This window comes from Streptomyces sp. NPDC059909, assembly GCF_042730885.1.
Taxonomy (GTDB): domain Bacteria; phylum Actinomycetota; class Actinomycetes; order Streptomycetales; family Streptomycetaceae; genus Streptomyces.
Window position 1 is genome coordinate 1 of sequence record NZ_JBHWKX010000169.1, and the last position, 4,752, is coordinate 4,752.

The window sequence follows — 4,752 nt, forward strand, 5'->3', positions numbered from 1 at the left end:
ACCTGGACGCTCGCAACGGCACACGCATAAGGCAAGGGGCTGCCCGGCCCACCGCCGGACAGCCCCACACGCAAGATTTTCAGTGATCTTCTAGGGGAAACACAACTGGGAGATGGTCCGTGCACGGGCCGATCGATGACCGACTGGGCGCGACTTCCGGGGCCGTAGACGACCTTGCGATGCCCCGGCCGGGCGTGATCCCTCCCCAGCGCGTACGGACCACCGTCGCGCGGGCCGTCGAAGAGGTCGGCGAGGCGGGCATCGCTCTGTGGCCCCACCGTGACGCGGAGTTCGGCCGACTCGATCGCGAGCGCCAGGCGCACGCTCTTGTCCTTGCACGAGAGGATGGTGGGGCATCGTTCCCTTGATCGACATGCTCATGGAAGCGGTGCTGCCGCGTCGAAGAGCATTGAGCCGCCTGCACCGGACCTGGCATCCCTGATACGAGAGGCGACAGAGCCCGGAAAGGAGACGACCACCGTCGCGGTAGTTCCGTTACCTGCTGGCCACAACCGGCAGGACGGCACCATAGGTGTTCTCCCTCACGTAGCTCGCACCAGCCAGAAGGAAACTACCTCAGCTCCGTTGCGAACTGGGTCACACGGAAGCGGCGGCGGTCTTGAGCACCCCGTGCTCCCGCCACAGGATCCAGGACGCCGGCTCAAATATGGGGAATCCCCCAGGCGATGAACATCACCGAACTTCCGTCGTCGAACACTTCGCGGTAGCCGTTCTCCTCCTTCAGAAACCCGTTGACATGCTCGAAGCCCGGCACCTCGACGCGGAACAGATAGGAGCCGTACCACGCGGCCAGGCCAACGTTGGTCCACTGGCCAACACGTCGTCCGTTGACGCACTCGTTGACCACCATGGAGACAGTGGAGCCGTCGTGTGTCGCAACCTCGCCGCGGCCTGTTCGGATGCTCCCCGCAGGGTCGGTGACAATAATGTCGAAGCGGACTCTCGATCCGTCGAGGACCGCCCTATAGGCCTCCCGAAACCCCATGCTGTGGCCCGCCACGGGCGCGCAGTACTCGTCCTCGGCATCGAGAACGAACCCTCCATATGGTTGGCGGGCAAGCAAGGCCTCCAACCGGTTGACATCGGAATAGCCGAGCTCCGCCCGCAGATGGACTCCGGTCGCTCCTCCGGTGACCATTGCACGATGGATGAACTCACCCGCTCGCGCGCCGGTGACGGTGATGTCGATGTCGTTCGGGCCAACCAGTGGGTTGCTCCAGTCCACGAACACGGTGAAGCCGTTCCCGACAAGGGTCATGTGACCGCCCACACCTTCTCCCGCGTGCCGGCTTCGCATGGTGAAGAGCAGGTTGTCGGCTGGCTCGATGTAGCTCGCCGGCCAGTCGTGAAAGGCACCTGACTCCGGCTCGACCACGTCGACCCGGAGAGCCTCGCCGGTGGCATTGACGACTTCAATGATCGCCGACCGGTCAAATCCCAGTTCGTTCAGCAGAGCCTTCGTGCCCGCAACAGCAGCAATAGAAGCCCCGATAATTGCTGTTGCTGTACCTAGCGTTTCCAGCACCGCCATGCGGCACCCCCCTTGTGAGAGACGAAGTCCGCTCGCCGCTACCTGGCGCCATCCACGACATCAAGGCCTAGCATCAACGCCATTATCGATGCGCGCTATCTCGCTGCCCATACCAGTCCGCATGTCTCGTCCGTCAAACTGCAGCGGGCCACCAGGGCTTCCGTGTGCTCATGCGCCACGGCTTCCTTGAGGGCAGCGCCAAAGTCGTTGTACGGCGAGCCGATCCAGTACCCATCCGACGTCGTACCCAGACCCGGAATTGGATGGTCGGAGCGAGCGCACGCAGCTGCGTAGAAGACGTTTGAGTCAGGCTCGGGACCTGAGTATCCCTGCTCAAAGCCCTCTGGAAGAGGATGAAGCGAGGTGTCGCCTGATACTCCGAGAACGGTTACGAACACACCGGCCAAGCCAAAGGCTGCCCTGTGGAAAAGGTGCGCAAATGCTTCCGCAAGGCCCTCAACTATCAGGTGATGCACCCATTCGTGCTCTTCTTGGTCCTGGAGTTCCGACCAATGCACCCACGATGTTGCCGCAGGTCCGTTAGGTGATTGACTCCAGTCATCCTTACCTGAGTCGACACCCTCAAGATAGATGTCCAGGAGGTCTGGCGAGTACGGGGGAGGATTGTCATCCGAGCCTGGATTCGTGAAGCCCCAAATGTAGCCAAGTTCGAAGGCAGGCCCTTTGGACGGGTCATCTACATACGGATTGAAGGCAGGCATCGTCGCGAACTCCTGGTGATGGCTGGGATTCGATCATTGACCGTGACGCTGCCCTCAGCGGTTGCTAGGGACTGGCGGGCAGTCTAGACCCCAGCGTGAACAACAGGCCTATCTATGCGGTAATGAGGGACTGGAGCGACGCAAGTTCACATCCGGTACTTGTGTTGTGGTTGGAACTCGATATTCCTCATTGAGCAAGGCCAGGGCTGCCACATGCCGAGTACATGGCGGCCGTTGATGAGGCGCTCATCGCCCACGGCTGCGCTGTGATGCCGGGCAAGTTCTGGGCGTACTACGCGACCCGCCCGCCACTACGGTCGACGAGTCGCTGTGCTCGAGTCCGCAACGGCCAACAGTCAGCACCAGCGGCCGTACCGGCCGCTTATCGACGCCGTCGAGTGGGCGCATCGGGCGGCGGAGCTGGGCGCGGGCGAGATCCTGCTGAACTCGATGGACGCCGACGGGACGAAGGACGGCTACGACGTCGAGATGATCGCGGCCGTGCCCAAGTACGTGTCGGTGCTGGTGATCGCCTCCGGCGGGGCCGGGAAGCTCGCGGACTTCCCGCCGGCGATCGAGGCGGGTGCGGACGCGGTCCTGGCGGCGTCCGTCTTCCACTTCGGGGAGCTGCGGATCGGGGAAGTGAAGGATGTCCTGCGGGAGGCGGGGCACCCGGTCCGGTGAGGCGCCCGCCGGGCTCTCACCCGTTCCCTGCGGCCACGTACAGGGGGTAGGCGAAGAGGTCGTGGCAGCGCAGGGTGCGCCCGCCGACGTTGACGATCTTGTTCTCCGAGACCGACCGCACCCGGTAGAGCGCCGTGACCGTGCGCATGTCGCCCTTGACGCCGCCGTTGCGCACCAGGATGTTGACCGGCGTCGCGTAGTCGTCCCGCGACGTGTCGGACCCGGCGCTCGCTTCGGGCGCCGCGCCGGCGTCGCGCAGCGTGCGGAGCAGGACGTTGAGCGCGGTCATCATCGAGTAGGCGCGCTTGGCGGGTTCGTCGTCCCAGTAGCCTTCGAGCAGATACACGAACATGCCCGTCGCCTCCTCGTCGCGGACGCCCGCCGCGTCGCGCGACGACGGGTTCTCCAAGGGGTTCGACACCCATACCGCGAGCTCGCGCAGTCCGCGCGGGGCACCGCCGCCGTCCAACGTGAAGATCACCTTTCGCGCCCGCATGGTCTCCAGCACGAACGTGGCCTGTCCTTCGTCTACGTCGTCCAGGGATGCCGGGCGGGTCGTGCGCAGCTCGCCCTTCTTCCGCAGATGGCGGGTCACGGACTCGGCCAGTTCGTGGTCGTTCGCGGCGCGTTCCGCCGACCCCTGCTGGTGTTCGACTACGGGGCCGGTGAGGCCGAGGGCGACCCGCCACTGGCGGTTCTTGGCCTTCGCGGCCGTCGCGCCGATCTGCTCGGCGTAACTCACCAGCCGGGGCCGGTCGATGTACAGGTAGTCCCGGAACACGGGCGATCCCTCCTCGCAGGAGCACAGGACGTCACCTGGGCGCTCAGCCGCGGTCCCGGCCGGTGATCAGGTGGTCGCGCGCCTCTTTCAGCGCGCGTCTCTCGGTGCCCGGCAGGGACTTCCCCTCGCGCGAGGCCAGCCATGTCTGCAGGACGGCGATGGTCTGATCGCGCGCCTCGGGGTCCCTCGGCTCACCGTCGGCCATCAGGACCGCCAGCACGGCCCGGCTCATTGTGCTCCGGTCGCCGGAGAACTCGCCCCGGTCCATCGCGGCGAGCGCCGCCAGGCCGTGCTCGAGGGCCTTGCCCCGGTCGTCGTCGTCATCGTCCCATTCATCGCCCGACCGCCACAGATCGCGAAAGGCCAGGGCTGCGTTGTAGCGGGCCATCGCCCCCAGGTCCACCTCCTCGTCCGGCAGCAGCGCCAGCGCGCTCTCCAGATGGCCGGCGGCACGCCGCAGCACGGATCTGTCGACTCCGTCGTCACTCCACGACAGCTTGGGGAGCGCCCCGCCGAGCTTCAGGTGCGCTCCGGCCGCGGTGACGGGGAAACGGGCGGCGTCGACGTGCCGCAGGATCGCCTCGCTTTGCCGGATACCCTCTTCCCGGTCGTCCGCCGCGTCGGACGCCTCGGACTGGCGCAGTGCGAAGAGGACTTCCCGGGCGGGCTCGATCTCGGCCGGGTCGTCGGAGAAGGCCTGGTCGGCGAGCGCCGCGATCTCGGCGATCATCGGGGAGCCCGACCAGTCGGACTCCGTCTCCCCCTTGGCCAGCTCGCTCGCCCGCAACAGGACGATCATATCCGTGCCGTTGGGTTCCACCTCGCCTTCCACCAGCATCAGGATCAGGTCGTCGAAGTCGGCAGGTCTCATCCGCGTCCTCCGGTTGGCGAGTTCGGTGGGGGAGGGGGGGAACACACCCCGCCCCCCCCACCCCGACACCCCCCCCCGCCCCTCCAAACCCCCGCGCCTCCCCCCCCCCCCCCCCCTTTTTTTCCTTGCCGCTGTGTTCCCA

At 66.0% G+C, this 4,752-nt stretch carries 4 protein-coding genes and 1 pseudogene; 1 reads left to right on the top strand and 4 read right to left on the bottom strand.

Annotation, left to right across the window (positions count from 1 at the left end; all coding sequences use genetic code 11):
• A partial coding sequence (locus tag ACFV9O_RS39605; protein WP_385427752.1) for a hypothetical protein occupies positions 1-323 on the bottom strand: 323 nt, incomplete at its 3' end.
• Positions 324-661: 338 nt separating this feature from the next.
• Positions 662-1,552 carry a hypothetical protein gene (locus tag ACFV9O_RS39610; RefSeq protein WP_385427755.1) on the bottom strand — a complete coding sequence of 297 codons (891 nt, stop codon included), beginning with the start codon at positions 1,550-1,552 and terminating at the stop codon, positions 662-664.
• 1,103 nt (positions 1,553-2,655) lie between these two features.
• Here ACFV9O_RS39610 and ACFV9O_RS39615 point away from each other — a divergent pair.
• Positions 2,656-2,958, top strand: a pseudogene (locus ACFV9O_RS39615) (HisA/HisF-related TIM barrel protein); the annotation flags it as partial.
• A gap of 16 nt (positions 2,959-2,974) precedes the next feature.
• Here ACFV9O_RS39615 and ACFV9O_RS39620 read toward each other — a convergent pair.
• Positions 2,975-3,739, bottom strand: a complete 765-nt coding sequence (locus tag ACFV9O_RS39620) for a hypothetical protein (RefSeq protein WP_385427758.1) — start codon at positions 3,737-3,739, stop codon at positions 2,975-2,977.
• Between the two features lie 43 nt (positions 3,740-3,782).
• On the bottom strand, positions 3,783-4,610 hold the full coding sequence (locus tag ACFV9O_RS39625; protein ID WP_385427761.1) for a hypothetical protein: 828 nt from the start codon (positions 4,608-4,610) through the stop codon (positions 3,783-3,785).
• Positions 4,611-4,752 lie beyond the last annotated feature (142 nt).